Raw genomic sequence first — 26552 nt, 5'->3', positions numbered from 1 at the left:
TATAACTGTCAGCAATGAGTCTATACAGGTAGCATGCTCATAACCAAACCTTTATAAGGCATTTTTGCAGCAAGACCAATCAGACCAAACGCAAACCATACGAGAGGGACCTGAAATGAAGAAAACAAGTTTTGTATCCGCCGCCGCTCTGGCACTGTCTTTTGCCATGCCGGCCAGCGCCCAGATGACGGTTGAAGACCAGATTGAAGCCCGCCAGGCAGCCTACCAGTTCATGTCCTGGAACATGGGCAAGATCAAGGCGCAGGCGGTCGATGGCGAGGTTGAGTTCAACGCCGACCAGATGAAAGCCGCAGCCAATGCCATTGCCGCAGTGGCCAACTCCGGCATGGGCGCACTCTACAGCCCGGATTCCACCCTGGACAAAGCCGAGAACACCCGCCTGAAGCCTGAGTTTTTCGAGCAGCCGGAAAAAGCCCGTGAAGTGGGCATGAACTTCGGCCGTGAAGCCAACAAGCTGCAGGAAGTTGCTGCTAGCGGTGATAAAGCCGCCCTGGCGCGCCAGTTTGCTGCCGTGGGCGAGACCTGCAAGGCCTGCCACGACAACTTCCGCGCGAAGTAAGACTGCCCCGGGCTTACCACCCCAGATTCTGGGGTGCTGGCTCCGGTGCCGGTGGCGGCGATACAAAGCTGCCACTGGCACCGACAACCACAATCCCCGCCAGCACCAGCGAAATCACAAACGCTAACGCACCACCGCCCCGGGCATCTTCCGCCAGACCCTTCTCAACCGGCTTTTTACCGGTGATCATCGGCTTCAGCAGATTGTCTTTCTTCACTTTCGAATACAGCACGACGGCTGCCACATGCAGGATGACCAACCCGTACAAGAACCATTCCGTCAAACGGTGCCAGCTGCTCAGGGTATCGCTCCAGGCCGATGACACCAGCGGAGTCAGCGGGCCGTTAAAGGCAATTTCATCGTTGGCGAACAGCCCGCTTGCCGCCTGGAAGCCGAACAGGCCGATCAGCGCCAGCACGGAAAGCGCCCCCAGCGGGTTGTGGCCTACCCCCTGCCAGCGTCCGCGCAAATAATTGATGATGGCTCCCGGCCCACGAACAAAGCTGGCAAACCGGGCATAGGTAGAGCCGGTAAAACCCCAGATAATACGGAACGACAACAGCCCGACTACTGCCAGGCCAAAGCGTTCATGCCAGTCAATCGCGCCCAATTTAATACTGATCACGGCACCCACAGCCGCCAGTACCAGCAACCAGTGAAACAGGCGTGTCGGTAAATCCCATAACCGAATGGTTGTCATACGAGTTCCTTATGCTCACAACAGGTTCTGCCTCAAGACAACCGTGAGCATACTAAGTTCCGTTAATGGTGGGCAGACCGGGATCAAATTCCGATAAGGGAGGGGCTCCCGATGGGCGCATCAGGGAAGCGGCTGTTCCAGGTACTTCAGCACCAGGTTCTCCCGAATGCCTTCTCGCTCGATCAGCTTAAGGGCAGCCCGGATATCATCGGCATAGCGCACGACGGGTGATTGCCCGGACACCACAATCCAGGATCGCTCCCCCGGCACAAAAAACGGTGAGACCCGGGCCTCAATACCCAGATTCTTTGCGGTATACAGCCCCACCAACTCCGGCGCAACGACCACATCCACCCGGCCCTTCTGCATCATCAGCATCAGGTTTTCATAATGGGCAGCCGAGGCCTTCAGCAAATCCGTATCCTTATCGAACCGGCTGAAATAACTGGCTCCTTCCAGTACCCCGATGGTTTTGCCGTACAGATCCTGGTACCGGTCTACTCGATTGGTTTCATCCAGGTAAAGGAACAATCGCCGCTCCGGTGGAAAGGCCGGCGCCACAAACTCCATCCACTGCTCCCGGGCACCGTTGCGCACCAGGCCCAGCATCATGTCGATCTCACCCCGGTGCAACATCAGCTGAAGCCGGCGAAACGGCGCTTCCCGGTATTCGACATCCCAGCCTAGGCGATTGGTCATTTCCTCGAACATATCCAGGTACAGCCCGGTCTTCCGGCCCGGCTCCAGGATCCGGTAAGGTGGTGCGTGGTCCACACCGACCACCACCGTCAACGGCTCCACGGTTTCCGTCCCCTGCTGCGACCATGCAGGCGCTGCAGCCAGCACGAACAGGCACAGCATGGCTGCCTTGATGAGCGTTACCTTCATTGCGGACACTTTCCCTGACCCATTGAGCAATATGTAACCGGAGTATAGACACTCCGGGCATCCATTCCCGCCTTATTGCCGTAATTCCTGTTGAAATTTGCATCCCGGGCCACCACTAATTGTGGAGTAACGCCCGAACAAACTCCCCGATTCCCGACAGGAGGATCGACCGATATGAAAATTCTGATGGTACTGACATCCCACGACCAGATGGGCGACACCGGCCATAAAACCGGATTCTGGCTGGAAGAATTCACCGCGCCCTTTTACGTATTCAAGGATGCTGGCGCGGATATCACCCTGGCCTCTCCTAAAGGCGGCCAGCCGCCGGTAGACCCTAACAGTGAAGCAGAAGACGCACTCACTGATTCCACCCGGCGCTTCATGGCAGATACCCACGCCAGGGAAATGCTGGCCAGCACCAGGAAACTGGCCGACGTGAACATGAACCAGTACGACGCCATTTTCTACCCCGGCGGCCACGGCCCACTGTGGGACCTGGCCGAGGACGACAAGTCTGTCGCCCTGATCAAGACCGCCTACGAGCAGGACAAGGTGATCGGTGCCGTGTGCCACGCCCCTGCCGTATTCAAGAATGTGTTCGTAAAGCCAGACCAGAACATCGTGGGTGGCCGTGAAGTTACCGGCTTCAGCAACACGGAAGAAGACGCCGTACAGCTCACCAACATCGTGCCCTTCCTGCTGGAAGACATGCTCAAGCAGAACAACGGCCGCTACAGCCGCGGCGATGACTGGGCACCGCACATTGTGGTGGACGGCAAGCTGATTACCGGCCAGAACCCAGCGTCCTCTGAAGGTGCGGCCAAGGCTGTACTGCAGGCGCTGCAGGAAGGCTGACGTCCCGGTTGGGCTGGCGCCCGCCAGCCCAACCTTATTTCCCTCCGTTGAGTACCCGGTAACAACCTTAACCGATCACCCGCCAGAAAGCCTGCGGCAGACACAGACTAGTCCCGAAACAGCTGGGGCATATTCAGCTCCTTGTTGTTGAGTTCTGTTTGAGCCATGTAACAGCAAAAAAGCCCCGGTCACTGTGGTGCCGGGGCAAAGAGGGGTCCGAATGACTGACTGTCTCCCTCAGGTCACATCAACGCTGATTTCTTAATTACTGGTTGCCAGGGCCAGGAAATTCATCTGGCGTGGCTGCCCGTCAGCCGCAGTCGCCTCCGGCCACGGGCAGGATGGTGCCGGTGATGTAATTGGCCGCATCGGAAGCCAGGAACAAAATCGGTTCCGCCTGCTCATCGAGGGTGCCGTAGCGGTGCATGAAGCTGGTGGCGTTGGTCTGGTCGATCAGGGTCTGGTACCAGGCCTGTTCCCGCTCGCCCTGTGCCTCGGTGTTGCGCGGCGTCAGCCGGGGAGGTGCCTCGGTGCCACCCGGCGCCGTGGCGTTCACCCGGATGCCATGCTCGGCGTATTCGAAAGCCAGGTTCACGGTCATGGCGTTGACCCCGCCCTTGGCGGCGCCATAGGGCACCCGCATCAGGCCACGGGTCGCCACAGACGAGACGTTCACAATGGCACCGCCCTTCTGCTCCACCATGTAAGGCAGAACCGCCCGGCAGCACCACAGGGTCGGGAACAACGAGCGCTGGATTTCCTTGTGGATCTGTTCCGGCTGGTAATGCTCGAACGGCTGGGCCCAGATGGTGCCGCCCACGTTGTTGACCAGGATGTCGATGCGGCCGAACTGCTCATGGGCCTTGGCCATCACCATTTCCGCACCTTCCCAGGTTTCCAGGTTGGCCTGCACGGCCAGGGCTTCAGAGCCCTGGTCGCGCAACTCGGCGGCAACGCCCTGCACGTAGTCCGCGATGTCCACCAGTACCAGGCGGGCACCTTCGGCGGCGGCCAGTTCGGCCACTCGCCGGCCAATGCCCTGGGCAGCACCGGTGACCACCATCACCTTGCCGGTGAAACGCGGGGTCATGCCACTTTCTCCTCAACGGCGGATACGCTCGGGGTGAACTTCTCGTAGTGGAAGGAGTTGGGCTCAATGCCCTGCTCCCGGAAGTAACCCAGTACCGCGTCGACCATCGGAGGCGGGCCACACAGATACACATCTACATCACCATCGTTGATAGGTGCGTCTTCCATGTGGTTGGTGACATAGCCCTTGCGGGGATGGGTGCTTTCGTCGCTGGCCAATACCGTCTTGAAGCTGAAGTTTTCAATCTCTTCGGCAAACTTTTCGAGGGCTTCCAGCCCCACCAGGTCGTCGTCGTTGGTCACGCCGTAGATCATGTGAGTGGGCTGGTCGCAGCCTTTTTCCTTCAGGCTTTCGAGCATGGCCAGGAACGGAGCCAGGCCGGTACCACCGGCCAGCATCAGCACGGGGCGCTGAACCGGGCGCAGGTAGAACACACCCATGGGGCCGGTCAGGGTCACCTTGTCGCCGGTCTTGGCCTTGCCCACCAGCCAGGAGCTCATCAGGCCACCGGGCACGTTGCGGATCAGGAAGCTCAACTCGCGGCTGCCCGGGCGGGAGCTGAACGAGTAAGCACGGGTTTCCTCGGTGCCGGGCACCTGGATGTTCACGTACTGGCCCGGCAGGAAGCCGATATCGGCGTCTGCAGTAACCTTGAGTTCGATGGCGGTGGGGGAAATCAGGTTGACCTCACCCACGGTGCCGGTCACGGCCTCGTTACCTGTCTTGCTGCACAGGGACGCGGCCGCCGGAATCTCGACCACACAGTCGCTGGAGGGCACCATCTGGCAGGTCAGCACCATGCCCTGTTCGGCTTCCTCGTCAGACAGTGCCTCGTCGATGTACTCGTCGCCCATGTCGAACTCGCCCTGGTGGCAGGAACCCTTACAGGTTCCGCAGACACCGTCGGAGCAGTCCATTGGCAGGTTGATCTGGGCCCGGTAGGCGGCGTCTAGAACGGTTTCACCTTCGTTGCAGGTGATCACCCGGGTAACGCCGTCTTCAAAATTAAGCGCGATGTTGTAACTCATGATGATGCTCTCCCCATCAATTACAGGTGATAGATATCAATCACCTGATTGATGTAATCGTTGCTCAGAACCACCTTCTTCTCGGTAATCAGCGGCTGCTCGCCACTGCAGTCCAGGGTGTAGAAAGACACGCCGAAGAAGGACTGGGTCTTGTGGTAACGGTGGCTGTTGGTCTGCCAGTTGAAACGCAGTTTTACGGTGTCACCGTCCCGCTCCAGGATTTCCAGGTTGCTGGTCAGGTGCACGGTGCGCGGCTCGGGAATAGAGCTGGCACCGGAGCGCTCGGTCTTCAACCGGTAGACGCGATCTTCCAGACCGTTACGGTTCGGGTAGTAGATCAGTGAAATCTCGGTCTGCGGATCTTCGGTCAGCTCGTTGTCATCGTCCCAGGCCGGCATCCAGTAGGTGACGTCCTCGTGGTAGCACTTCAGCCACTCATCCCACTGCCGATCATCCAGCAGACGGGCTTCCCGGTAGACAAAGGCCTGGATCTGCTCGTATGACATGCTCATGCGGAAGCCTCCTCGGTCAGGGAAATAAAGCGGGCGCGCTCGGTATCAATCGCCTTGGTCATCTCTTCCACCCAATGCTGGTGGTGCGTCACGTACAGGCCTTCATCTTCCGGCTTGGCGCCACTGAGGATTGGCTTCAGATTGATACCCTTGGCCCAGTCGTCCGCGCCTTCAATCCAGTGCTGGGCGCCACGGCTCATGTCGTTCCATTTGGTACCCTTGGCGTAGTAGCCCTGCTGGCAAGCGCGGAACTCTTCCAGGTCATCCGGCGTGCCCATGCCGGACACGTTGAAGAAGTCTTCGTACTGGCGGATGCGCTTGGCGCGGTTTTCGGCGGATTCACCCTTGGGTGCCCAGCAGTAGATGGTAATCTCGGTCTTGTTGACGTCGATCGGGCGCAGCACCCGGATCTGGGTGGAGAACTGGTCCATCACGTAGACGTTCGGGTACAGGCACAGGTTCTTGGTGGTGCGCACGATGAAGTCGGCCTTCGCCTCACCCACTTCCTTTTCCAGGCGCTCCAGCTGGTTGTATACCGGGCGTACTTCCGGGTTGGTCAGGCGGGTCCACAGCATCATGTGGCCGTTCTCGAAGGAGTAGAAGCCGCCTTCGTTGGACCAGCTCTTGGCGTCTACTGCCTCGGTGCCGCCTTTCTCGTAGTTGCGCTGGCCCATGGTAGACAGGTAGTTCCAGTGCACGGTGCTTACGTGGTAGCCGTCCGCGCCGTTTTCGGCAGTCAGCTTCCAGTTACCCTCGTAGGTATAGGTGGACGCGCCGCGCAGGATCTCCAGGCCTTCCGGCGCCTGGTCAACGATGGCATCGAGCACCTTGGTGGTTTCACCCAGGTACTCTTCCAGCGGCAATACGTCAGAGTTCAGGCTGCCGAACAGGAAGCCGCGGTAGTTTTCGAACTTCGGTAGCTGTTTCAGGTCGTGGGAACCGTCAACGTTGAAGCTTTCCGGGTAACCGCCCTTCTTCTGGTCCTTGGCCTTCAGCAGCTTGCCGTCGTTCTTGAAGGTCCAGCCGTGGAACGGGCAGGTGAAGGAGGTCTTGTTGCCGCGCTTTTTGCGGCACAGGGTGGCACCACGGTGGGTACAGGTGTTCAGAATCGCCTTGAGCTCGCCATCCTTGGTCCGGGTGATGATCACCGGCTGACGACCCACCATGGTGGTGTAGTAGTCGCCCGGATTCTCGATCTGGCTCTCATGGGCCAGGAAAATCCAGTTGCCTTCGAAGATGTGTTTCATCTCCAGCTCAAACAGCTCTTCGTCGGTGAAGATGCTGCGGTCACAGCGGTAGTGGCCAGTCTGTGCATCGGCTTCCACCGCGTTGCGGATCGTTTTCTCAAGTCGGTCGAGTTGGCGAGTCATGTTCGTCACTCCATTTTGTTGTTGTGAAAACCGTTTTTCGGGCGTGAGGGCCCCCTGGCCGGCCTGCATTCACAGGCCGGTCGGATCACAAGAACATTGGGATTAAAGGGTTGGAATCAGGCCGCTTCGCCTTCCAGGGCGCGCTTGCGCTCATGGCGGCTTTGCAGCTCAGGCTTGTCGGTAGCAACCAGCTGGATGTTGAACTCCACTTCGGTGAACGGCTTGTTCAGGCCGAACTGCTCAGCCTTGGCCGGGTCTTCGATGCGGTTGGCTTCAACCACCAGTTCTTCACGGGTGGCGAAGGCGAAGTCGTCGTAGGTGTACTCGTCACCGGCCAGGTTGATCTGGGTGGTCAGGTGCTTGTAACCCGGCTTGGCGATAAAGAAGTGGATATGCGCCGGACGGTTGCCGTGACGACCCAGCAGGTTCAGCAGGGCCTGGGTGGAACCCTCGGGCGGGCAGCCGTAGCCAGCCGGAATGATGGACCGGGCAGTGTAACGGCCATTTTCGTCGGTCTTGATGCGACGACGCAGGTTGTAGTCTGTCTGGGACTGGTCGAAGTAAGAGTAGTTGCCCATGGTGTTGGCGTGCCATACGTCAACCACGGCGTTGGCGACAGGCTGGCCATTCTCGTCTGTCACCTGACCGGTCAGGATCATGGTCTCGGCACTTTCGTCGGAACCATCATCCATGCGGGCAAAGCCTTCGCTCATGGGGGCACCGGCTACATACAGCGGGCCTTCAATGGTGCGCGGCGTGCCACCGGCCAGGCCGGCTTGCTCGTCTTCGGCATCCATACGGATGTCCAGGTACTTGTCCATGCCCAGGCCCGGCGCCAGCAGGGCGGCTTCGCCGTTCTTGCCCAGGTCACCAACGTAGTAAACGGCCTGCCAGAACTCTTCGGCTGTCACGTCAAAGTCTTCAACAATCTGGAAAATATCGTGCATCAGACGATGAACAATTTTCTTTACTCGCTCGTTTCCACCTTCCTGGTTGAAGCCGGCCACTTTCTCCAACAGGTCCTTCACGTCCGCAGTATGCATGGTTTTAACGGTCATGATTGTTCTCCTCGGTTACTGTTATTTTTGTTGCTCGTATCAGTTCATCAGTTAGCAACAATGGGTGTGATTAACGGTCATCCTCATGGATGGAAGACGGGTGCCGGCACAAGGGCGCGACGGTGATATCCATATAAGGGAACAGCGGCAGGTTGCTGATCAGGTCTTGCAACTCGGCGTTGTCTGCCACGTCAAAGATACTGACGTTGGCGTAGCTGCCCGCCACCCGCCACAGGTGGCGCCACTTACCCTGTTTTTGCAGGTCCTGGGCGTAGGCTTTTTCCCGGGCCTTGATGTCCGCAGCAACTTCGGCGGGCATGTCGTGGGGGATATTCACCTTCATCTCAACTTTGAACAGCATGTGCTTTCCTCCGTTTACTGAATCTTTTGGCGTATCAGGCTTTGCGGCGGTACCGGTCCAGCTTGTCTTCATCAATTTCCACACCCAGGCCCGGGCCCTTCGGCAGGTCGACGCCGTTGTTGTGGAAGTTCAGCGGCTTGACCACGATGTCGTCTTTCATCAGCAGCGGGCCGAACATCTCCGTGCCCCAGTGCAGGGTTTCGAGCGTGGACCACGCATGCAGGGATGCGACCGTGCCGATGGTGCCTTCCAGCAAGGTGCCGCCGTACAGGCCGATACCCGCTGCCTGGGCCACCTTCGCCTGGTCCAGTGCCTTCATCGGGCCACCCGCCTTGGCAATTTTCATCGCTACGGCGCCGCTGAAACCCGCGGCCGCCAGGCTGAACATATCCTTGGCGTCTGCCACGGCCTCGTCGGCCAGGATGGGCAGGTGGAACTTTTCAGACAGCCGTACCAGGGCGGCGTAATCCTTCATCGGGGTGGGCTGCTCTACCAGGTCAATACCGGCAGCCTGCAACTCGGCCATGCCTTTTGCCGCAGTCGCTTCATCCCAGGCCTGATTCACATCCACGCGGACACTGGCGCTGTCACCGACCGCTTCTTTAATCGCCGCCACATGGCGAACATCGTCCATCACCGGGCGGGAACCGATCTTGAGCTTGAAGTCACAGTGGCGGCGGGTTTCGAGCAGCCCCAGAGCCTCCTCGATGTCTTTAGCGGTATCGCCGCTGGCCAGGGTCCAGAGCACCGGGATGTGCTGGTGCAGTGCGCCGCCGAGCAGGTCCGACACCGGGCGATTCAGGCGCTTGCCCTGAAGGTCCAGCAGGGCGGTCTCGATGGCAGACTTGGCCAGGTTGTTGCCGCGGGTGGAGCGGTCTAACATTACCCTTAAGGTATTGACATTATCGGCCGACTGGCCAATCAGTTGCGGTTTGAAATAGGTATCAATGGTAAGCTTTACGCTTTCCGGACTTTCCGGGCCGTAGGCCAGGCCGCCGATGGTGGTTGCCTCGCCCAGGCCTTCCACGCCATCAGAATCCTTAACACGCACAATCACCATGGTCTGAACCCCCATGGTTGTCATGGAAAGCTTGTGCGGTCGAATGGTCGGGATATCGACCAGGATGGCTTCAAGGGACTGAATGGTGGCTGACATGACTACTCCGAATCGCAAGGTAAAAATCCTGTGATTCAAACAGTACGAAGTTTCACTGACGTGAACCAATATTGATTAAGTAATAACCGATACCCTGGAGGTATGGATGGAGCTGAGACACTTGCGGTACTTCGTCGCAGTGGCCGAAGCAGGCAACCTGACCCGCGCCGCCGAAAAGCTGTTTATTGCGCAACCACCCCTGACCCGGGCGATCAAACAGCTGGAACAGGAAGTAGGTGTGGAGTTATTTATTCGTAAACCACGGGGCCTGGAGCTGACCACCGGCGGCGAGTACTTTCTGGAGCAGGCCAAGCAGGTACTGGACAAGGTTAATGCCACCGTGGACGATACCCGCCGGATCGCCCAGCACCGGAAAACCCTGTTCTCGATCGGCTTTGTGCCATCGGTGTTCTACGGGCAATTACCCCTGATGGTCCGCCGGCTTCGGCAGAACAAAAACCTGGAAATTGTGCTGCACGAGCTGAAAACCCGGGAACAGGTCGAAGCTCTGAAGGTGGGAAGGATTGATATCGGCTTTGGCCGGCTGAACATCCAGGATCCGGACGTAGAACAGGAAATCCTCTTCGACGAGCCGATGATTGCAGCCGTTCCGGCAAGCCACCCCCTCACCCGGCACCCGCCCTCCATGAAGGAGCTCTCGGAGGTGCCCATGATCACCTTCCCCGCCGGCGCCGGCCCCAACTTTTCCGATATTACCCAGGGGTTGTTTCACCGTCGCGGCCTCAGAGTACATGTCATCCAGCAAGTGAACGACCTGCAAACCGCCTTGTCTCTGGTGGCCTCTGACATGGGCTTTACCCTGGTGCCAGAGCAGGTGCGCCGTCTGCACCGTGAAGGGGTGGACTATATGCCGCTGGAGGATGACAACATTACCACGCCGGTGATCGCCTCCCGCCGAAGAGGAGAAAGCCCCAACGCAGTCATGCGCCTGACAAATACGATTCTGGGGGAGTTGATCGAAAACCGGGTGATGGGCCGGTATCCCTGAGCATCAGCGAGCGGTTTGCCGGACCTTTTCGGCCACTGCCTGCAGGCGGGGCAGGTAGGTGTTCATCAGGGTATCCATATCCACCCGTGCGGCGTTGGTACTGATGTTCAGTGCCCCCAGCAACTCGCCACTGCCAGCAAACGCTGGTACTGCCACCGAGCGCAGTCCCTGGTCCAGTTCCTGGTCAACCATCGCATAGCCCTGCTCGCGAACCTTATCTATTTCTTTCCGAAGCGCCTGCTTGTCGGTAATGGAAAACTCGGTATAAGGCTCAAGACTGACCCTGTCGAGATACGCTTTCAACTCATGCTCCGGCAACTGGGCCAATAACACCCGCCCCATCGAGGTATAAGCCGCAGGCAAGCGGGTGCCGACCGACAAGGTAATGGCCATCAACCGGTGGCGGGCCGCCGAGCGCACCACGTAAACCACGTCATCACCATCCAGGACGGCCAGAGAAGACGACTCCCCGAGTTCAGCTGTCACGTCTTCAAGGTACTGTTGAATCACAGCCCGATACTGGTTTGACGCCTGGTAGGCATAACCCAGCTGAAGCACCCGGGGGGTCAGCTCAAACTGCCGGCCGGTTCGCTTCACAAAGCCCAGTGCGTGCAACGTCAGCAGGAAGCGCCGAGCCTTGGCCCGATCCATCTCGGTGCGGGCTGCCACTTCGCTCAGGGTCATTCGTGGGTGCTCCGCATCAAAAGCCTGTAAAACCTCCAGCCCCGAAGCCAACGCTCCCACGTAATCCCGATCACCGGGCTTGAGAATCTGCTCGTCCATTCTGACTCCTTAAGTACCGTTACTGGCCTTAGTTTCGCACGCCCACAGCGTGTTCGCACAACGAACAACTGTACATTTTGCCTTGTGAACAAAATTTGTACTTGACGACCCAAAACCAATCGCGCCATCATGTTCGCATATTAAACTTATGTTCGTACAGCGAACTCATCACAAAAGTGACACAGGAGGCATTGCGATGGCCGAGTTTCTTCCCCTCAAGGAAGCGGTGAGCAAGTACATCAACAGCGGTGATACCGTGGCGATGGAAGGCTTCACCCACCTGATCCCGTTTGCTGCGGGCCATGAAATCATCCGTCAGGAAAAGCGGGATCTGACCCTGATCCGCATGACCCCGGACCTGGTGTATGACCAGATGATCGGTGCCGGCTGTGCCAAAAAACTGATCTTCTCCTGGGGCGGCAACCCGGGTGTGGGCTCCCTGCACCGCCTGCGGGATGCTGTTGAAAAGGGCTGGCCGAACCAGCTGGAGATTCTCGAACACAGCCATGCGGCCATGGCCAACGCCTATGAAGCTGGCGCTGCCGGCCTGCCTCTGGCAGTTCTGCGCGGATATGTAGGCAGCGATCTGCCGAAAGTAAATGACCAGATCAAGTTCATCGAATGCCCGTTCACCGGTGAGCGCCTGGCGGCCGTGCCGTCGATTCGCCCGGACGTGGCGGTAATCCATGCCCAGCGGGCCGACCGCAAGGGCAATGTGCTGATTGAAGGCATCGTCGGTATCCAGAAAGAAGTGGTACTGGCCGCCAAGCGCAGCATTGTCACCGTCGAGGAAATCGTGGATGACCTGGGCGCATCGGTTAATGCCTGCGTGCTGCCGTCCTGGGCGATCACCGCGATTGCCGAGGCTCCGAAAGGCGCCAGGCCGTCCTATGCACTGGGCTACTACGACCGCGACAACGCCTTCTACAAAGACTGGGACGGCATTGCCCGCGACCGCGAGACCTTCCAGACCTGGCTGCAAGAAAACGTATTCGAGAAAGGAGCCGCGTGATGAGCCTTGAATTCACATCTTCCGAAATGATGAGCGTTACCGCTGCCCGTGCGCTGACCAACGACATGACTTGCTTCGTGGGCATCGGCCTGCCCAGTGAGGCCGCCAACCTGGCTCGCCTGACCCACGCTCCGGATGTCACCCTGATCTACGAATCCGGCACCCTGCAAACCAAGCCAGACGTGCTGCCACTGTCCATCGGCGACGGCGAGCTGTGCGAATCGGCCTTGACCACGGTTTCCGTGCCTGAGATGTTCCGCTACTGGCTGCAGGGCGGCCACATCAGCGTTGGCTTCCTGGGCACCGCCCAGATCGACCGTTACGCCAACCTGAACACCACCCTGATCGGCGATTACCGCGAGCCGAAAGTTCGCCTGCCCGGCGGTGGCGGCGCCCCGGAAATTGCCACCAACGCGAAGGAAGTGTTCATTACCGTGAAGCACTCCAGGCGCACCTTCGTGAAGGATGTGGACTTCGTGACCACCGTCGGCTTCGGCCGTGACGGCAAGGCCCGGGACAACGTACCGAACATTGGCCGGGGCCCCACGGTGGTCATTACCGACCTGTGCATCCTCAAGCCGGATCCGGAGACTAAGGAGCTCGTGGTCACCTCCCTGCACCCGAACGTGACCCGGGAAGACGTGATCGAGGCGACCGGCTGGGACATCCGCTTCGCCGAGCAGCTGGAAACCACCCCGGCGCCGACCGCCGAGGAACTCAAAGTGCTGCGGGACCTGAAAACCCGCACCAATGCCCATCATTCCGGCCAACAGTGAGGTCCACCATGACTGACGTATTCATTTGCCATCCCCGCCGCTCCGCCATCGGCCGTTTCGGCGGCACCCTGGCCAGTGTGCGCCCGGACGACCTTGCCGCCCATATTTTCAAGGCCGTGCTGGAGCAGGCGCCGGAACTGGACCCTGCCGCCATCGACGAAGTAATGATGGGCAGCGCCAACCAGGCCGGTGAAGACAACCGCAACGTAGCGCGTATGTCTGCGCTGCTGGCGGGCTTGCCCACTTCCGTGCCCGGCACCACCCTCAACCGGCTGTGCGGATCCGGCATGGACGCCGTGGGCACTGCCTTCCGCGCCATCCGCGCCGGTGAAATGGACCTGGTACTGGCCGGCGGCGTGGAATCCATGTCCCGCGCGCCCTACGTGATGGGCAAGGCTGACTCCGCGTTCTCCCGCGGCCAGAAGATCGAAGACACCACCATCGGCTGGCGCTTTGTGAATCCGCTGATGAAAAAGCAGTACGGCGTCGATTCAATGCCGGAAACGGCGGAGAACGTGGCCGAGCAGTACAAGGTGTCGCGGGAAGATCAGGACCTGTTCGCCTTCCGCTCCCAGCAGAAAACCGCTCGGGCACAGCAGGAAGGTGTATTTGCCGAAGAGATCGTGCCGGTGTCCATTCCGCGCCGCAAACAAGACCCGCTGGTGTTCGACACCGACGAACATCCCCGCGCCAGTACCCTGGAGAAACTCGCGGCCCTGCCAGCTCCATTCCGTGAAAACGGCAGTGTGACCGCCGGCAACGCTTCGGGCGTCAACGACGGCGCCGCCGCGATGCTGGTGGCCAGCGATGCAGCAGTCAAACAGCACGGGCTGAAGCCTATGGCGAAAATTCTGGGCATGGCGACCGCTGGCGTAGAACCGAGGATCATGGGTATTGGCCCTGTCCCGGCTGTCCAGAAGCTGCTGAAAAAACAGGGCATCAGCATCGATGAGATCGACGTGATTGAGCTCAACGAAGCCTTCGCCGCCCAGGGCCTGGCTGTGCTGCGGGAGCTGGGCGTTGCCGATGACGATCCCCGGGTGAACCCGAACGGTGGTGCCATTGCCCTAGGCCACCCACTGGGCATGTCCGGCGCGCGCCTGCTGCAGACTGCGGCACACCAACTGCAGCGCACTGGCGGCCGCTACGCCCTGTGCACCATGTGTGTGGGCGTGGGTCAGGGTATTGCTACACTGATTGAACGGGTCTGATCGGACCCATTCTGAGGAGACAACATGGCTTTTCTGAATCACAACGGCCGCACCATCTGCTATCGCCTGCTGGGCGACAGCCAAAAGCCGTTATTGATGCTGGCACACCCTCTGGGCATGACCCAGGGGGTTTGGGACGACATGCTGCCCACGCTGTTACCAAAGTTCCGGGTTCTGACCTGGGACCTGCCCGGGCACGGTGCAAGTGGCGCCTGGCCCGAAACGGCCGGAGAGATCACCCCGGAAGATCTGGCACAGGAAGCCCTGGCACTGGCGAAAGAAGCCGGGGTATCCAGCTTTCATTTTGCCGGCACCTCTATCGGCGGGGTAATCGGTCAGCAGCTGATTGCCGCCCATAGCGAGCAGCTTGAAACTGCCACACTGACCAACACCGGCGCCATCATTGGCACCGAGGAGGCCTGGAGCCTGCGTGCGGCCAACGTTCGGGAGAAAGGCCTGGTGGCGATGGCCGGCGAAATCGTACCCCGCTGGTTCGGCCCAAATGCCTGTCAGGAACAGCCTGCGCTTCTGGACGGCTGGAAAGTGATTATGGGACGGGGCGACGCCAACAGCTATGCACTGCTGTGCGAAATGCTGGGCAAAGCGGACTTCCGGGAAAAGCTGCACGGACACAAGGTACCGTTACTGCTGATCGGTGGCTCCAAAGACCTGGCAACACCACCAGAGTCCCTGAAAGCACTGGTACAGTTCAGTGGCGCTTCGGACCCGGTTATTCTGGATGGGATCGGGCACGTACCTTCCGTTGAATGCCCTCAGACCCTGGCCTCGCAACTCCTGCAAAGCCTGAGTTAACCGGGAGCGGGCAAACACCCGCGCCCCGGTAACTCGTTGATTCACTTCTGGCCAGCAATGATCAGAAGTGAATCACCGACCGGATGCTCTTACCCTCGTGCATCAGGTCAAACGCCTTGTTGATGTCTTCCAGCTGCATCTCGTGGGTGATGAACACATCCAGCGGGATTTCACCTTTCTCGGCTTTTTCCACGTAAGACGGCAGTTCGGTGCGACCTTTCACACCACCGAAGGCGGAACCGCGCCATACCCGGCCGGTGACCAGCTGGAACGGGCGGGTGCTGATCTCTTCACCGGCACCGGCCACGCCGATGATGGTGCTTTCTCCCCAGCCTTTGTGGCAGGCTTCCAGGGCGGCACGCATCAGCTTCACGTTGCCCACACACTCGAAGGTGTAGTCGGCACCGCCATCGGTCATTTCGATGATGACTTCCTGGATCGGCTTGTCGTAATCGTTCGGGTTAACCACATCGGTAGCACCCAGCTGTTTGGCGATGTCGAACTTGCCCGGGTTGATGTCGACGGCAATGATGCGACCAGCCTTGGCCATGGTCGCACCGATGATGGCTGCCAGGCCGATGCCACCCAGACCAAAGATAGCCACAGTCGCACCTTCCTCAACCTTGGCGGTGTTCAGTACCGCACCGATGCCGGTGGTTACGCCACAACCCAGCAGGCACACCTTGTCCAGGGGCGCTTCCTTGGGGATCTTGGCCAGGGAGATTTCCGGCAGCACGGTGTATTCAGAGAAGGTGGAGCAGCCCATGTAGTGGTACAGCGGCTGGCCCTTGTAGGAGAAGCGGGAGGTGCCGTCCGGCATCACACCCTTGCCCTGGGTTTCACGCACAGCGCCACACAGGTTGGTCTTGCCGGAGGTGCAGAATTTACACTTGCCGCACTCGGCGGTGTACAGCGGAATCACGTGGTCGCCCACTTCCAGGCCGGTTACGCCAGGGCCCACCGCTTCGACAATGCCGCCACCCTCGTGGCCCAGAATGGTCGGAAACAGGCCCTCGGGGTCAGCGCCGGACAGGGTGTAGGCATCGGTATGGCACACACCGGTTGCCACGATCTTCACCAGCACTTCGCCTTCCTTGGGTGGTGCCACATCCACTTCAACAATTTCCAGCGGTTTATTGGCTTCAAATGCCACAGCTGCGCGGGATTTGATCACGTTCAGTCTCCTCGTTTCCGTTTGGTCGGGTCAGGCTTGCGGGATACACTCTTAACTTTAACACGCCTGCCGGCTGCAGGCTTTCCCGCGCTGCAATCTCATACGCAGGCGCGGGCGTATAGATTCCCGAACTGTCAGAAAGGGCCCTTCAGGTGCGCACACTCTACTGGTTTACCCGCGATCTTCGCATGCACGACAACGCCGCCCTGCTGGCCGCCGGCCGCTCAGACATGCTGCTGTGCGTGTACGTGGTAGAGCCCCGCTGGTTCCAACCCGGGCCGCTCGGGCTCAGCGCCATGGGCGAACACCGCTGGCGTTTCCTGTGGCAAAGCCTGATGACCCTGGAACGCAATCTCCGGCCCCTTGGCCAGCGCCTCCACATCGCGTTTGGGGAGCCAGAAAACGTGCTTCCCGAACTGGTACAACAACACCAGGTCAACCAGGTAATCCGCACCCGGCAGCCAGGCACAGAAGAAGCTAGTCAATGGCAGGGCCTTCAGGAGAAGCTGCCGGATGTGCACTTCCAGCAATTTGAAACCCTGAGCCTGTTCACTGAAAAATCCCTGCCCATGGACCTGGCCGACTTACCCCACACCTTCTCCCAGTTCCGCAAGCTGGTGGAGAAACAGGGTGACCGCTGCACCGACCGGCTACGCATCCGCACCATGACGGCCCTGCCGCCGCCTCCGGGATTTGCGAAGGACAACCGGGGCGATTGCCCGCCGATTACCGAGCCGGAACACGATGCCGGCTTCCGGGGTGGTGAAGAAGCCGGGCTGCGGCAATTACGGGAATATCTGTTTGTCAGTCATGGCATAGCCCGCTACAAGGAAACCCGCAACGCACTGGATGATCCGCTGGCGTCATCCCGCCTGTCACCCTGGCTGGCCAATGGCTGCCTGTCGGTACGCGAGGTGACCGGCATGATTGACGAATACGAGCAGTCCGAAACCCGCAACGATTCCACCTACTGGCTGTGGTTCGAGCTGTTGTGGCGGGAATACTTTTACTGGTACGCCATGAAGCACGGCCGCCGGCTGTTCCTGCGGGATGGCGTACAACAGCAAAGCCGTGACACCGCCTTCCACCGGCCGGATTTCGAGAGCTGGTGCCAGGGCACCACACCCTACCCGCTGGTCAACGCCGCCATGAACCAGCTCCGGCTCACAGGTTATATCAGTAACCGGGCTCGGCAACTGGTGGCCAGTTGCCTGGTCAATGAACTGGCCCAGGACTGGCGTTACGGCGCCACCTGGTTTGAGCAGCAACTGGTGGACTACGATGTCGCCAGCAACTATGGCAACTGGCAGTACCTGGCCGGTGTGGGCGCAGACCCCCGTGGATTGCGCCAGTTTAATCTGGACAAGCAAGCCAGCCAGTACGATCCTGAAGGGCATTTCGTGGCACGCTGGCAAGGCGAAGCCTGAATAACATGCCGGGCTGGTAACAACCCTGCCACCCAGGGCCTCAAGGGAGCCAGCCTGGCGAAGCGGATTTTTGTCGGCTGACGGGTTATCTTGGGCGCACCAACGTTTAGTAAGGTAAGAGTGTATGGCGTGGATTACAGATAAAACGGCTAAGCATCAGCTGGACAAGGAAGCCAGCCAGGTTCAGAAAGAGGACCTGCAATCCCTGCTGGAGCGACAGAAAGCCATCGAAGACAAAGTGAAAAACAGCGGCAAGCTCAAGCGCTTTGGCACCGACATCCACCTGATGTTCTCGCTGATCCGGGACTACTGGCGCGGCGACTACCGGGCCATTCCCTGGAAATCCATCGCCGCCATCGCTGGTGCGCTGCTGTACGTGATGAACCCGCTGGACCTGATTCCGGACCTCATTTTCGGCTTTGGCCTGCTGGATGATGCCGGCGTCGTTGCCCTGTGCCTGAAACTGGTGGAATCCGACCTGCACAAGTACGCAGCCTGGAAAGACCTCAAGGAAACCTGAGTAACGGCACTCAGGCTTCCGACGCCTCCGGCTGCTGGCCCCGACGGCTCGCCCGCCATTCCCGGAACTGCTCCACCCAGGATAACAGTGCCGGAATCACCAGCAACACCAGGAAGGTCGCCAATCCCAGGCCAAAGGCGATGGATGTCGCCATCGGAATCAGGAACTGGGCCTGCAGGGAGGTTTCAAACAGCAGGGGCAACAGACCGCCAATGGTGGTCAGGGAGGTCAGCAACACTGCCCGCACCCGCTGCACCGCCGCCTCGTTCAGGGCATCGGTAATGCCCAGGCCTTTCTGGCGTTGCTGGTTGTAGAAAGCCACCAGGATAATCGCGTTGTTGACCACGATACCGGACAGGCCGAACAGGCCAAACAACGACAGAATCGTCAGCTGAAGCCCCATAATCCAGTGCCCCAGCAAGGCTCCCACAAGGGCAAACGGGATGATCGCCATCACAATCAGCGGCAAACTCCAGGACGCAAACACCCAGGCCAGCACCACGTACATCAGCGCAACACCAATCACCAGGCCGGTTTTCATGTCGTCCATGGTTTCGCGCTGGTCAGCGGAACGGCCTTCGAAGCTGTAACGCACACCATAACGGCTGGCAATATCCGGCAGCGCGCCGGCCTGCAGGCTCTCGATCACCTGGTCGGTCGTGGCCACCCGGGTATTGAGTGCCGACGTCACTTCCACCGCCAGCTTGCCATCGGCGTGGCGCAGAGCCTGGAAGCCCTGACGGTGATCCAGGTTCATCACCTGGGCCAGGGGCACAAACCGGCCGTCGGGCAGGCGTACGGTCATGCGCTCGAGGGTGGAATACTGTTCCCGCTGATCCCGGGGCAGCTGCACCCGCACTTCCACTTCGTCCCGGCCATCCTGGTAGATCTGGGCGATCCGGCCGTCAAAGGCGGCCCGCAACTGCCTGCCAAGATCCACCGTGGTCAGGCCCAGGGCCTCACCAAACGGGCTCACCTGGTAGATCAGTTGTTCCCGGCCCCAGGGCATGTCGTCTTCCACATCCAGCACCCCGGGCAGGGTGCTCAGGGCCTGGGCCACTTCATCGGCGGCCCGTTTCAGGTTTTCTGCGTTATCGCCGGTCAGGCGTACGTTCACATCCCGCCCCGGAGGCCCGGCCTGGCGTTCATTGATGTTCAGGGCATCCAGCCCGGCGGGCAGCGCCATGCGGCTGCGCCATTCCCGCATAAACTCCGGGTTGCGAACATCCCGCCGGTCGGACGGCACCAGCTCCACCAGCATGGAGCCCAGTTCGTCATCGTTACGGGAGCTGCCCTCGGCACCCTGGGTGGCCCCGAAGGTGGTTACCGCATGGCGGATCAGGTTACCGCCCAGGGCCTGTTCGGTTTCGTTCAGGGTCTGCTGCATCTGGCGCATGAAATCTTCCACGGTGCCTTTGTCCGTGCCGGCCACAAAGCTGGCATTGGCATAGAACACGGAAGGCTCCGGTGTGGGGAAGAAGTTAAAGCCCAGGCGGCCGCCGGCCAACAGGCCCACCGTCACAATCGCCAGGGCCAGGGCGCTGGCCACGGTGGCGCCGCGGTGTTTCAGGCTGTACCGGGAAAACCGGCGGAACGGGCCTTCCCGGAAACGGTCAAAACCCTGTTCGAACCGGTCCCGGAACCGGCTTACCGGATTACCGCGCGGTCGGGCGCCCTGCTCCGGTAGCTTGTCGCCCTTGTCCTTGACCACAAAGGCATGGCGCAGGTGAGCCGGCAATACCACAAAGCATTCCAGCAACGAAGCCACCAGAACACAGATCATCACCAGCGGAATATCGCCCAGAATATTGCCGATAATGCCGCCCACCACCAGCAGCGGCATAAAGGCAGCCACCGTGGTCAGGGACGAGGCCAGCACCGGCCACACCATGCGCTTGGCGGCGCCTTCGGCAGCGTAGATGGATTGCTCCCCCATGCGGGCATGGGCGTCGGCATCCTCCCCCACCACAATGGCATCATCCACGATAACCCCGAGCGCCATGATCAGCGCGAACAACGACATCATGTTGATGGAGCCGCCCAGCAGCCACAGCACCGCCAGCGCGGCCATAAAGGCGGTGGGAATACCGATGGCCACCCAGGCCGCCACCCGCCCGGGCAGGAACAGGTACAACAGGGCAATCACCAGCACCAGGCCACTGAGGCCGTTATTCACCAGCAGGGAAATCCGGTCTTCCAACAGCTGCCAGGTTTCGTCATACACCTTCATTTTGATGGTGGGGGGCAAAGCCGGGCGGGTGTCTTCCAGCCAGCTTTCCAGCACCCGGGCAGCCGCCAGCGAATTGCCGTTCTCCGCCCGCTGCAATTGCAGTTCCACCGCCGGCAGGCCTTCGTTTTCCATCACCGTCTGGTTGTCCCGGGCTTCCTGGCGAATGATGGCGATATCACCCAGCTGCAGGCGAATGCGGTCTCCGCTGAGTACCGGAATCGTTTCAAAGGCCTGGGGGCTGCGACGCTGCTCCACCGAACGCAATTCCCGGGTGGCATCCTGCTGGGCCATCATGCCGGCGGGCAAATCCCGGGACAGGGAAGCAACGCGGTCAGCAATCTGCTCCAGCGACAGCCCCAGGGTTTCCAGCCGTTCTACCGGCACATCCACGCTGACCTGCTGTTCTGGCAGACCACGGATATTGATGCGGTCAATACCCCGCTCCAGCAGCTCGTCTTCAAACCGGTAAACCAACTGGCGCAGTTCGCTGCGGTCCACCTCGCCGTATACCAGTAGCCGGGCCACCGGTTCATACCGCTCCACCCGGGCTACCTGGGGTTCCTCGGCGTCGCCGGGCAGGTTGTTGAATTCATCCACCTGCTGGCGTACATCGTCCACCGCCTGGATCGGGTCGGTGCCTTCATGGAATTCCAGGCTGATGGAGGACACCCCCTGGGCTGAGGTGGATGTCATCTTTTTCAGGCCATCGACACTGCGCAGGCGCTGCTCCAGCGGGTCGGTAATACCGCGCTCCACGTCTTCAGCGGACGCGCCACTCCAGACCACCCGCACACTGACCACATCCAGGGCGAAAGTGGGGAAAAACTGGATATTCATGCGGGTCAGGGCCAGTGCGCCACCCAGCAACATCACCAGCATCACCAGGTTGCCGGCAACCCGGTGATGAACAAAGAAGCCGATTACGCCCTGCTTGCGCTTCACTGGGCAGGCTCCCCGTCAGCATCTGCCAGTTCGACTTTCAGGCCGGTCACAGCATTGGGCAGGTGGGTGGTGATCAGGCGGGCACCGGGGGTGAGCTGCTCTCCGGCAATCAGCAACCGGCGTTCGCCGTTTTCACTGCGGGCCTCGCCGATGCGTTCTACTTCAACCCGCTGCATTCGGCCATCATCGGTCATCAGGTAAACACTGTCTGCGCCATACAGGGCGCTGAACGGCACGTCCACCGCCTGTTGCCGGGCGGGTCGTTCAAGGGTCAGGGGCAGCAACGCCCCGGGCCGCAGGCCACCGGGTTCGCCCTGCAGTTCCAGCACGGCTTCGGTACCGGCCGGGTCTGACAGGCCGGCAAAGCGGGCCAGGACGAATTCATGGCCATTATCTGAAATCGCGGTCAGGGTTTGCCCCTGCCCGAGCGCGGTGATCAGTTCGTTCTGGAATACCTGGGGCACCCGGGCCCGCACTTCCAGGCCCCGGGTGGGATACACCGTCAGAAGAGGCTCGTTGCGGGATACCTGATCGCCTACGGCCACCTCAATACCGGTCACCACACCGTCAAACGGTGCCACCACCCTGGCCCGGTCGACATCCCGTTCCGTCGCGGAAAGATTAGCCCGGGCCTGGGCCAGTTTGGCCTCGAGGCTTTGCAGGCGGGCGGGATGCTCCTGGATAGCCCGCTGCCGGGTGCTGACCGTCAGTTCGGCACGGGCCAGGGCATCGGTTGCTCCCTCAAGGTTTTCCCGGGAGGCCAGGTTGCGCCCCACCAGCGACTCAATACGCTCAAACTGGCGCCGGGCATTGGCAACAATGGCCTGCTCACTTTTCAGGGCTTCCTGGTCGTTGCGGTAGCGCACGTGCTCCGAGCTTATCTGGGCGTCCAGGTCATCCACCTGGGCCCGGGCCTGGGCCAATGCCGGGCCGATGTCCGCTTCGTCCAGCGCCAGCAACAAATCGCCCTGTTTCACGCTCATCCCTTCAGACACCGGGCGCTCCGCCACCCGGCCCGCCAGCGTGGCGGTGATGGTTTGCTGGTCCGGTGCAAGCACCTCGCCATACAGGGGCAATACCGGCACCTGGCTGCCCGGTGTAATGGCTTGCACCTCAACACGCCAGCTGCGTTCCGTGGCCGTAACCTCCGCCGGTTCCGGACGGGTGGCTTTCAGGGCAATAAAAACCAGTACACCGACAGCCAGGATGATCAGGGGTAACAGACGTTTAAACATAGCCAGGTTTCTTGTTCCGGTTGGCAGGGTCGCGTTAACGCGCTAAAACTACTATACAATTTTCAGGGCGGATCCGATTGACCGCACCCTGCGACAAATTCACACAGGCCCCTTCTTGACCAGGAAGCCCGCTCAATGCCGAGCACCTACGACACATTGCTGAACGTTGTCCTGCTCAACTGCGCCCTGGTGTGCATTGTGGTGTTTATCCATAATGAAACCTTGCTGCGCCTGAGCACCATGCTCGGCAAAATGAGAAAGAGCCACCATTTCCGCCTGATTGTGGCGGTATTGGGGTGCCTGATTTCCCACGCACTGCAGGTATGGGTGTTCGCCACCGCATTCTGGTTCATGCACCACGCCGACGGCTGGGGCCTGCTGACCGGTAACTTCTCGGGCAGCCTGCTCGATTGCGTCTACTTTTCCTTCAGCACCTTCACCACGCTGGGCTACGGCGACATTGTGCCCCTCGGCCAGCTGCGCTACCTGACAGGCATTGAGGGACTTACCGGGTTTCTGCTGCTGACCTGGAGCGCCTCATTCCTGTTCCTGGAAATGCAGCGCTACTGGCCCGCCCGCTAGCGGCTTCAAACCCACTTGCAGCGGGCCAGGGTGTAGTACAGCAATGGCACCACAATCACCGTGAACAGCGTGGACATGGCCAGCCCGAACACCAGCGAAATCGCCAGGCCGTTGAAGATCGGGTCGCTGAGGATGAAGTAAGCCCCTACTACGGCAGACACCGCAGTCAGCGCAATGGGCTTGATCCGCACGGCACCGGCCAGCACCACCGCCTTCTCCAGTTCCATGCCTTCGTCCAGCAGCTGCTTGATAAACACCACCAGCAGGATGGAATTACGTACGATAATCCCCGCCAGGGCGATCATGCCGATCATACTGGTGGCGGTGAATTCCTTACCCAGAAGGGCATGGCCGGGCATGATGCCGATCATGGTCAGCGGAATCGGCGCCATGATCACCAGCGGCAGGATGTAGGAGCGGAACTGGGCCACCAGCAGTACGAAGATCATGAACACACCCACACTGTAGGCAGCGCCCATATCCCGGAAGGTTTCGTAGGTGATCTGCCACTCGCCATCCCATTTCAGGGTGCCTTTTTCCGGCAGTGGCGGTTGCTGGATAAAGAACTGCTCCGGTGCCTGCTCCTGCTCGTTCAGCAAACTGACCATCCGGAACATGCCGTATAGCGGTGAATCAATCTCGCCAGCCATATCCGCCGTTACGTAGGTCACCGGCAGCAAGTCCTTGTGATAGATAGCGCCCATCCAGTCCGCTTCCCGCACCTCGGCCACACTGGCCAGCGGCACCAGCTCGCCACTGCGGCTACGCACCTTGATGGACAACAGGGCAGACGGCTGGGCCTTGTCGGCTTCAGACAAAATCACCCTGATTGGCACCGGGTACTTGGCCTGTTCATCGTGCAGGTAACTGACGTTAACCCCGCCCAGGGTGGTCTGCAGGGTAGCCACCACCTGGGCCTGGGAAACACCCAGCCGGGCCGCCCGGGCCCGGTCCACCACCACTTCCCACTGACGGGTAGGTGCTTCCAGGGTGGTGTCGATATCCACCAGCCCTTCAATGTTTGCCATATCTCCGGCAATCAGGTTGGCCAGCTCCGCCCGGCGGAAGCCATCGGCGGCGTAGACTTCCGCTACCAGCGGCGACATCACCGGCGGCCCCGGCGGCACTTCCACCATTTTCACCTTGGCGCCATACCGGTCAGCAATCTCGGTCAGCGGGCCACGAAGGGCCTGGGTGATGTCATGGGAGGGACGGCTGCGCGCCTCCGCACTGGCCAGGTTGACCTGGATATCACCCTGGTAGGGCTCGCTGCGCAGATAATACTGGCGCACCAGGCCGTTGAAATTGATCGGTGAAGCGGTACCGGCATAGGCCTGCCAGTTATCCACTTCGTCCACGGTTTCCAGGTAATGGCCCATTTCGGTCAGCACCCGCTGGGTTTGCTCCATGGGTGTGCGCTCGGGCATATCCACCACCACCTGCAATTCCGACTTGTTGTCGAAAGGCAGCATTTTCAGGATCACCGCTTGGAATACCGGCAAAGAGGCCGCGCCCAGAGTGAGCAGGACCACCCCAAGCGCCAGCAAACGCCGGCGCCAGGCGTGTTCACCCAAAAACGGCCCCAGCACCGTGTTGAAAATTTTCAGGGACACCGGGCTGACGCCATCGGCAGAGCTGCCGGAATCGCCACCCTCTTCCAGGGCCTCGCCTTTCTTGTGCTTGAGCAGCCGGAAGGCCAGCCAGGGCGCCACCACAAACGCCACAACCTGGGACACCACCATACCGGCCGATGCGTTGATCGGAATCGGGCTCATGTAGGGGCCCATCAGCCCGGAGACAAACGCCATGGGCAGCAGGGCCGCCATGATAGTCAGGCTGGCCATAATAGTGGGTGTACCCACTTCATCCACTGCCACCGGGATAATGTCTTTTTTGGCCCGACGGCTGTTCTGGATGCGGCGGTTAATGTTCTCGGTAATGACAATGCCGTCGTCCACCAGGATGCCGATGGAGAAAATCAGCGCGAACAGCGAGACACGGTTGAGGGTAAAGCCCCAGGCCCAGGAAAACACCAGGGTCAGCAGCAGGGTGATCAGCACCGAAATACCGACGATCAGCGCCTGGCGCCAGCCCATAAAGGCGAGCACCAGCAGCATCACCGCCAGGGTGGCGGAGACCAGGTCGGAAATCAGCTTCTGCGCCTTGTCAGACGCGGTCACTCCGTAGTCACGGGTAACCAGCACCTCCACGTCGGCCGGCAGTGCCCGGTTGCGCAGCTGGTCCAGGCGCTGTTCGATCGCGGTAGTGATATCGATGGCGTTTTCACCCGGTTTCTTGGCAATCGCGAGGGTGACCGCAGGGTAGACATCGCCGGCCTTCCCTGCCCGTTCATCCCCATGGGCCGGTCCGAAGCCCGCCAGCACGCTCTGGTCGGGTACGGTACTGCCGCGACGAACCTCCGCCACATCATCCAGGTACACAGCCGCGCCCTGGTGCATCCCCACCACCAGGCGCTTTACGTCTTCGAGGGACTGCAACAGGGTACCGGCCTGCACCGGTATCGAGAGATTATCCCGGGTTACCCGGGCTTCCTGGCTGGAGGCGTTGGCAGACTGCAGGGCACTTTCGATATCCGCCGTGGTCAGGCCGAAACCGGCCAGCAGAGCCGGATCAAATACGATATCCACCCGGTCGGGCACGCCGCCCACTGTGTAGATATCCCGGGTACCGGGTACCCGCTTCAGGGCCACTTCCAGCATATGGGCCAGGCGGGTAAGTTCTTCCCCGCTGTGGGTGCCGGTGGGGTCATACAGTGTCAAGGTCATCACCGGTACATCATCAATGCCCCGGGGTTTTATGACCGGCTGGGAGGCGCCGAGATTCTGCGGCAACCAGTCCTGGTTCGAATACACCTGGTTGTACAGCCGAACCAGGGCGTCCTGGCGGGCGATGCCCACCTCGAACTGCACGGTGATCACCGCCTGGCCCTGACGGGACACGGAATACACGTGCTTCACGCCCTTGATTTCGCTCATTACCTGCTCGGCAGGTGTGGCAATGGCGCTTTCAACCTCCCGGGTGCTGGCACCGGGCATGGCCACCATGATGTCCGCCATGGTGACATCAATCTGAGGTTCTTCTTCCTTGGGTGTCACCACGACAGACAGGACACCAAGAATAATCGCAAGGATCGCCAGCAGCGGCGTCAGGTGGTTGTTCTGGAATACCCGGGCAATGGCTCCGGACGGGCCGACCGGCGGCAGGTTATCACTCACA

At 60.3% G+C, this 26552-nt stretch carries 24 protein-coding genes; 10 read left to right on the top strand and 14 right to left on the bottom strand.

What is annotated here, in order from left to right; all coding sequences use genetic code 11:
* The first annotated feature begins 115 nt into the window (after positions 1 to 115).
* A complete protein-coding gene (locus tag AQ621_RS16715; RefSeq protein ID WP_058342340.1) occupies positions 116 to 580 on the top strand; it encodes a c-type cytochrome in 465 nt (154 codons plus the stop codon).
* Between the two features lie 13 nt (positions 581 to 593).
* On the opposite strand, the gene AQ621_RS16710 is transcribed toward AQ621_RS16715, so the two are convergent.
* A complete protein-coding gene (locus AQ621_RS16710; RefSeq protein WP_058342339.1) occupies positions 594 to 1280 on the bottom strand; it encodes a cytochrome b/b6 domain-containing protein in 687 nt (228 codons plus the stop codon).
* 120 nt (positions 1281 to 1400) lie between these two features.
* A complete protein-coding gene (locus tag AQ621_RS16705) occupies positions 1401 to 2168 on the bottom strand; it encodes a substrate-binding periplasmic protein (protein WP_058342338.1) in 768 nt (255 codons plus the stop codon).
* Between the two features lie 174 nt (positions 2169 to 2342).
* On the opposite strand from AQ621_RS16705, the gene AQ621_RS16700 reads away from it, so the two are divergent.
* The gene (locus tag AQ621_RS16700; RefSeq protein ID WP_058342337.1) at positions 2343 to 3026 is read left to right on the top strand and encodes a type 1 glutamine amidotransferase domain-containing protein; all 684 of its coding nucleotides are present in this window, start codon (positions 2343 to 2345) and stop codon (positions 3024 to 3026) included.
* A 310-nt stretch (positions 3027 to 3336) separates the two neighbouring features.
* Here AQ621_RS16700 and benD read toward each other — a convergent pair whose 3' ends face one another.
* The 7 genes from benD to AQ621_RS16665 all read right to left on the bottom strand — a co-directional run bounded on the left by benD (position 3337) and on the right by AQ621_RS16665 (position 9601).
* Positions 3337 to 4116, bottom strand: coding sequence for a benzoate diol dehydrogenase BenD (gene benD / locus AQ621_RS16695; RefSeq protein WP_058342336.1), 780 nt, complete (start codon positions 4114 to 4116; stop codon positions 3337 to 3339).
* A complete protein-coding gene (gene benC / locus AQ621_RS16690) occupies positions 4113 to 5144 on the bottom strand; it encodes a benzoate 1,2-dioxygenase electron transfer component BenC (protein ID WP_058342335.1) in 1032 nt (343 codons plus the stop codon). The genes benD and benC overlap by 4 nt, the downstream gene beginning before the upstream one ends.
* Before the next feature lie 20 nt (positions 5145 to 5164).
* Positions 5165 to 5656, bottom strand: coding sequence for a benzoate 1,2-dioxygenase small subunit (gene benB, locus AQ621_RS16685; RefSeq protein ID WP_022990607.1), 492 nt, complete (start codon positions 5654 to 5656; stop codon positions 5165 to 5167).
* Complete coding sequence (locus AQ621_RS16680; protein WP_058342334.1) at positions 5653 to 7026, bottom strand: Rieske 2Fe-2S domain-containing protein; 1374 nt, start codon at positions 7024 to 7026, stop codon at positions 5653 to 5655. The genes benB and AQ621_RS16680 overlap by 4 nt, the downstream gene beginning before the upstream one ends.
* A 116-nt stretch (positions 7027 to 7142) precedes the next feature.
* Positions 7143 to 8084, bottom strand: a complete 942-nt coding sequence (catA, locus tag AQ621_RS16675) for a catechol 1,2-dioxygenase (protein WP_058342333.1) — start codon at positions 8082 to 8084, stop codon at positions 7143 to 7145.
* 70 nt (positions 8085 to 8154) lie between these two features.
* Positions 8155 to 8445, bottom strand: a complete 291-nt coding sequence (gene catC / locus AQ621_RS16670) for a muconolactone Delta-isomerase (protein WP_058342332.1) — start codon at positions 8443 to 8445, stop codon at positions 8155 to 8157.
* A gap of 34 nt (positions 8446 to 8479) precedes the next feature.
* Entirely contained in the window at positions 8480 to 9601 is a 1122-nt protein-coding gene (locus tag AQ621_RS16665) for a muconate/chloromuconate family cycloisomerase (protein WP_058342331.1), read from the bottom strand.
* 106 nt (positions 9602 to 9707) lie between these two features.
* Between AQ621_RS16665 and AQ621_RS16660 the strand changes: the two genes are divergently transcribed.
* Positions 9708 to 10610 (top strand): LysR family transcriptional regulator, encoded by a 903-nt coding sequence (locus AQ621_RS16660; RefSeq protein ID WP_058342330.1) that lies wholly within the window; start codon positions 9708 to 9710, stop codon positions 10608 to 10610.
* A 3-nt stretch (positions 10611 to 10613) separates the two neighbouring features.
* Here AQ621_RS16660 and AQ621_RS16655 read toward each other — a convergent pair whose 3' ends face one another.
* On the bottom strand, positions 10614 to 11393 hold the full coding sequence (locus AQ621_RS16655) for an IclR family transcriptional regulator domain-containing protein (RefSeq protein ID WP_058342329.1): 780 nt from the start codon (positions 11391 to 11393) through the stop codon (positions 10614 to 10616).
* A 196-nt stretch (positions 11394 to 11589) separates the two neighbouring features.
* Between AQ621_RS16655 and AQ621_RS16650 the strand changes: the two genes are divergently transcribed.
* Genes AQ621_RS16650 through AQ621_RS16635 form a run of 4 tightly spaced genes read left to right on the top strand, consistent with a single transcriptional unit; the run spans position 11590 to position 15205 of the window.
* Positions 11590 to 12405 (top strand): CoA transferase subunit A, encoded by an 816-nt coding sequence (locus AQ621_RS16650; protein WP_022990600.1) that lies wholly within the window; start codon positions 11590 to 11592, stop codon positions 12403 to 12405.
* Positions 12405 to 13181: a CoA-transferase subunit beta gene (locus AQ621_RS16645; RefSeq protein WP_022990599.1), complete on the top strand. Its 777-nt coding sequence runs from the start codon at positions 12405 to 12407 to the stop codon at positions 13179 to 13181. The genes AQ621_RS16650 and AQ621_RS16645 overlap by 1 nt, the downstream gene beginning before the upstream one ends.
* 8 nt (positions 13182 to 13189) lie before the next feature.
* Entirely contained in the window at positions 13190 to 14392 is a 1203-nt protein-coding gene (pcaF, locus tag AQ621_RS16640; RefSeq protein ID WP_058342328.1) for a 3-oxoadipyl-CoA thiolase, read from the top strand.
* Positions 14393 to 14416: 24 nt separating this feature from the next.
* Positions 14417 to 15205: an alpha/beta fold hydrolase gene (locus tag AQ621_RS16635; RefSeq protein WP_058342327.1), complete on the top strand. Its 789-nt coding sequence runs from the start codon at positions 14417 to 14419 to the stop codon at positions 15203 to 15205.
* Positions 15206 to 15266: 61 nt separating this feature from the next.
* Here the strand turns inward: AQ621_RS16635 and AQ621_RS16630 are convergent, their stop codons facing one another.
* Positions 15267 to 16379 carry an S-(hydroxymethyl)glutathione dehydrogenase/class III alcohol dehydrogenase gene (locus AQ621_RS16630; RefSeq protein WP_058342326.1) on the bottom strand — a complete coding sequence of 371 codons (1113 nt, stop codon included), beginning with the start codon at positions 16377 to 16379 and terminating at the stop codon, positions 15267 to 15269.
* 152 nt (positions 16380 to 16531) lie between these two features.
* On the opposite strand from AQ621_RS16630, the gene AQ621_RS16625 reads away from it, so the two are divergent.
* Positions 16532 to 17806, top strand: a complete 1275-nt coding sequence (locus tag AQ621_RS16625) for a DASH family cryptochrome (protein ID WP_058342325.1) — start codon at positions 16532 to 16534, stop codon at positions 17804 to 17806.
* Between the two features lie 124 nt (positions 17807 to 17930).
* On the top strand, positions 17931 to 18326 hold the full coding sequence (locus AQ621_RS16620; protein ID WP_022990594.1) for a YkvA family protein: 396 nt from the start codon (positions 17931 to 17933) through the stop codon (positions 18324 to 18326).
* A 10-nt stretch (positions 18327 to 18336) separates the two neighbouring features.
* On the opposite strand, the gene AQ621_RS16615 is transcribed toward AQ621_RS16620, so the two are convergent.
* Positions 18337 to 21498 carry an efflux RND transporter permease subunit gene (locus AQ621_RS16615; RefSeq protein WP_058342324.1) on the bottom strand — a complete coding sequence of 1054 codons (3162 nt, stop codon included), beginning with the start codon at positions 21496 to 21498 and terminating at the stop codon, positions 18337 to 18339.
* Positions 21495 to 22733 (bottom strand): efflux RND transporter periplasmic adaptor subunit, encoded by a 1239-nt coding sequence (locus tag AQ621_RS16610; protein ID WP_058342323.1) that lies wholly within the window; start codon positions 22731 to 22733, stop codon positions 21495 to 21497. The genes AQ621_RS16615 and AQ621_RS16610 overlap by 4 nt, the downstream gene beginning before the upstream one ends.
* A 135-nt stretch (positions 22734 to 22868) precedes the next feature.
* Here AQ621_RS16610 and AQ621_RS16605 point away from each other — a divergent pair, with 135 nt between their 5' ends.
* On the top strand, positions 22869 to 23315 hold the full coding sequence (locus AQ621_RS16605; protein WP_022990591.1) for a potassium channel family protein: 447 nt from the start codon (positions 22869 to 22871) through the stop codon (positions 23313 to 23315).
* Between the two features lie 5 nt (positions 23316 to 23320).
* Here the strand turns inward: AQ621_RS16605 and AQ621_RS16600 are convergent, their stop codons facing one another.
* Positions 23321 to 26551, bottom strand: a complete 3231-nt coding sequence (locus tag AQ621_RS16600) for an efflux RND transporter permease subunit (RefSeq protein WP_058342483.1) — start codon at positions 26549 to 26551, stop codon at positions 23321 to 23323.
* Position 26552: the final 1 nt, after the last annotated feature.

Origin of the sequence: Marinobacter sp. P4B1, assembly GCF_001447135.1 — a bacterium.
Lineage (GTDB): Bacteria > Pseudomonadota > Gammaproteobacteria > Pseudomonadales > Oleiphilaceae > Marinobacter > Marinobacter vinifirmus.
The sequence above is the reverse complement of the archived record's forward strand: the minus strand, read 5'-3'. Positions and strand labels throughout refer to the sequence as shown.

Excerpts from the sequence above, each read along its gene's own strand:
- AQ621_RS16635 (WP_058342327.1), top strand. The coding sequence starts at position 14,417 with ATGGCTTTTCTGAATCACAACGGCCGCACCATCTGCTATCGCCTGCTG.
- AQ621_RS16665 (WP_058342331.1), bottom strand. The coding sequence starts at position 9,601 with ATGTCAGCCACCATTCAGTCCCTTGAAGCCATCCTGGTCGATATCCCG.
- catC (WP_058342332.1), bottom strand. The coding sequence starts at position 8,445 with ATGCTGTTCAAAGTTGAGATGAAGGTGAATATCCCCCACGACATGCCC.
- AQ621_RS16660 (WP_058342330.1), top strand. The coding sequence starts at position 9,708 with ATGGAGCTGAGACACTTGCGGTACTTCGTCGCAGTGGCCGAAGCAGGC.
- benD (WP_058342336.1), bottom strand. The coding sequence starts at position 4,116 with ATGACCCCGCGTTTCACCGGCAAGGTGATGGTGGTCACCGGTGCTGCC.
- AQ621_RS16650 (WP_022990600.1), top strand. The coding sequence starts at position 11,590 with ATGGCCGAGTTTCTTCCCCTCAAGGAAGCGGTGAGCAAGTACATCAAC.
- catA (WP_058342333.1), bottom strand. The coding sequence starts at position 8,084 with ATGACCGTTAAAACCATGCATACTGCGGACGTGAAGGACCTGTTGGAG.
- AQ621_RS16700 (WP_058342337.1), top strand. The coding sequence starts at position 2,343 with ATGAAAATTCTGATGGTACTGACATCCCACGACCAGATGGGCGACACC.
- AQ621_RS16710 (WP_058342339.1), bottom strand. The coding sequence starts at position 1,280 with ATGACAACCATTCGGTTATGGGATTTACCGACACGCCTGTTTCACTGG.
- AQ621_RS16655 (WP_058342329.1), bottom strand. The coding sequence starts at position 11,393 with ATGGACGAGCAGATTCTCAAGCCCGGTGATCGGGATTACGTGGGAGCG.
- AQ621_RS16610 (WP_058342323.1), bottom strand. The coding sequence starts at position 22,733 with ATGTTTAAACGTCTGTTACCCCTGATCATCCTGGCTGTCGGTGTACTG.
- AQ621_RS16645 (WP_022990599.1), top strand. The coding sequence starts at position 12,405 with ATGAGCCTTGAATTCACATCTTCCGAAATGATGAGCGTTACCGCTGCC.
- AQ621_RS16705 (WP_058342338.1), bottom strand. The coding sequence starts at position 2,168 with ATGAAGGTAACGCTCATCAAGGCAGCCATGCTGTGCCTGTTCGTGCTG.
- AQ621_RS16680 (WP_058342334.1), bottom strand. The coding sequence starts at position 7,026 with ATGACTCGCCAACTCGACCGACTTGAGAAAACGATCCGCAACGCGGTG.
- benB (WP_022990607.1), bottom strand. The coding sequence starts at position 5,656 with ATGAGCATGTCATACGAGCAGATCCAGGCCTTTGTCTACCGGGAAGCC.
- pcaF (WP_058342328.1), top strand. The coding sequence starts at position 13,190 with ATGACTGACGTATTCATTTGCCATCCCCGCCGCTCCGCCATCGGCCGT.
- AQ621_RS16605 (WP_022990591.1), top strand. The coding sequence starts at position 22,869 with ATGCCGAGCACCTACGACACATTGCTGAACGTTGTCCTGCTCAACTGC.
- benC (WP_058342335.1), bottom strand. The coding sequence starts at position 5,144 with ATGAGTTACAACATCGCGCTTAATTTTGAAGACGGCGTTACCCGGGTG.
- AQ621_RS16715 (WP_058342340.1), top strand. The coding sequence starts at position 116 with ATGAAGAAAACAAGTTTTGTATCCGCCGCCGCTCTGGCACTGTCTTTT.
- AQ621_RS16620 (WP_022990594.1), top strand. The coding sequence starts at position 17,931 with ATGGCGTGGATTACAGATAAAACGGCTAAGCATCAGCTGGACAAGGAA.